At 52.8% G+C, this 1,167-nt stretch carries 2 protein-coding genes and 1 pseudogene; 2 read left to right on the forward strand and 1 reads right to left on the reverse strand.

Going from position 1 to position 1,167, the window contains the following annotated elements; genetic code table 11:
- Both AC1DRJ_RS28690 and AC1DRJ_RS28695 read left to right on the forward strand, forming a co-directional pair.
- A pseudogene (locus tag AC1DRJ_RS28690) lies at positions 1 to 189 on the forward strand (S-(hydroxymethyl)glutathione dehydrogenase); the annotation flags it as partial.
- Positions 190 to 246: 57 nt separating this feature from the next.
- The gene (locus AC1DRJ_RS28695; RefSeq protein ID WP_477805112.1) at positions 247 to 630 is read left to right on the forward strand and encodes a VOC family protein; all 384 of its coding nucleotides are present in this window, start codon (positions 247 to 249) and stop codon (positions 628 to 630) included.
- A gap of 43 nt (positions 631 to 673) precedes the next feature.
- Here the strand turns inward: AC1DRJ_RS28695 and AC1DRJ_RS28700 are convergent.
- Positions 674 to 1,167, reverse strand: a 494-nt coding sequence (locus AC1DRJ_RS28700) for a pyrroline-5-carboxylate reductase family protein (protein WP_477805113.1), incomplete at its 5' end; no start/stop codon positions are given.

A 1,167-nucleotide genomic window follows, 5' to 3' on the forward strand; every position in this document is an offset into this window, starting at 1 on the left:
GTGTGGCGCGGTAGCGCCTTCGGCGGCGTGAAGGGCCGCACGGAACTTCCTAGCTATGTCGATAAAGCCAGCCGCGGAGAGATCCCACTGGAAATATTTATCACCCACAACATGCCTCTGGAAGAAATCAACGAAGCATTTGATCTGATGCATTCAGGGCAAAGCATTCGCACCGTCATCCATTTCTGAGATCCATCAGTTCTCAGACCTGAGCAAACAATCACCACCAACAGAAAGGAAACAACGATGTCCGTTTTTACTCATGTAACTGTCGGCACCAATGATCTACAAAAAGCACGTGCGTTCTATGACGTTGTTTTGAAGGAGATCGGCCTTAATCGCGTTGCTGATCTCGGCGAAGCCGGATCCATCTGGGGCGTCGATAAGCCTTCATTCTTTGTACTTAAACCTGCTAACGGCAATTCGGCCACTGTCGGTAACGGTGTCACCGTAAGCTTCGAAGCGCCTAACCGAGCTGCAGTACAAGCTTTCCATGAAGTAGCGCTGGCGAATGGCGGCGTTTGCGAAGGCCAACCAGGCCCTCGTGGCTGGGCTGAAAATGCCTACGCGGCTTACGCTCGTGATGCGGATGGAAACAAGCTGGCCGTTTACTGCTTTAAAGCGGAGTAAATAGGCACACCGAAGCCCTCTTAAGGGAGGGGGCTTCGGTTTATTAAGATTGAAGCCCTTTCCGTGCAACAGAAGCTCCCTTTTGCAGCGCTCTACCAATCTGCTCCTCAAAATGACCAAGAGTCATCGACTGCAAAGCGGCTGCCGTCACACCTCGGTATGCTACCAAGGCATCAATCATTTCCTGAGCGTCGCGAGTGGCCAGAAGCTGGCTGCTATGAACAACGACATTTTTCGCGGCAAGTTGCGCTATATCAGCAGGTATGCCGGCAATAATCGCCTGGTGCGCAAGTGCGGTCATCAGCAAAGCGGGAAAGGCAGGGCCGGTGCCGGAGAGCGCTGATAGATAATCAATGAAACCTTCTTCCTGAACCTCAGCAGCTGTGCCCACACACTCGAACAAACATTGCACGAGACTCTTCCGGGTCGCATCTAGCTCCCCAAAACAATACCAAGGCGTAAAAGACTGTTCGATTTCTACCGCGGCGTTTGGCATCGCCCGCACGACAGCCGAAGCTGACGTCTGCGCAACGATAG

This window comes from Pseudomonas sp. P5_B2 (genome assembly GCF_056400445.1).

Bases quoted from the DNA above. Each gene is read 5' to 3' on its own strand.
- AC1DRJ_RS28695 (WP_477805112.1), top strand. From the start codon at position 247: ATGTCCGTTTTTACTCATGTAACTGTCGGCACCAATGATCTACAAAAA.